The following is a 412-nucleotide window of genomic DNA, read 5'->3' on the forward strand; positions in this document are numbered from 1 at the left end:
GTAGATGCCGCCAATGAGACCTTAGAAAAAACTAAAGAAGCAGCGCGTAATGAGCTGGTACTGTTAATCGAATCTGCTCAGGCATCGAAGGAGATGAATGCACGTTTCCAAGGCGAGTTATTGAGCGCTGCCCGCAGTTCTGCCGAGGCGGCAGAATTCGCCTTTAAAAATGGTGCGCTTGGTGTGATGGATGTGCTTGATGCAAGGCGAACTTATCGCGCCATTGAGATGGATGCGATTAATGCCCAAGCCGATTTTGCCAAGGTGCAGGCTGCCCTGCGTATCAGCATAGAGGAAGAAGAAAAGAAATGAAGCGCAATAAAATAATGAATTTAGGTTTTGGTATTGTAGTAACCGTCATCGTAGTTTGTGCCACCAGCTATATCATTACCTCCGTTGAAGCAACAGAGAA

At 46.6% G+C, this 412-nt stretch carries 1 protein-coding gene; it reads left to right on the forward strand.

Going from position 1 to position 412, the window contains the following annotated elements; genetic code table 11:
* Nucleotides 1-312 (forward strand): TolC family protein (locus tag QN395_RS21475; protein ID WP_323493065.1); only part of this gene is annotated, 312 nt, incomplete at its 5' end.
* Nucleotides 313-412: the final 100 nt, after the last annotated feature.

Origin of the sequence: Undibacterium sp. RTI2.2 (assembly GCF_035018705.1) — a bacterium.
Classification (GTDB): domain Bacteria; phylum Pseudomonadota; class Gammaproteobacteria; order Burkholderiales; family Burkholderiaceae_D; genus Undibacterium.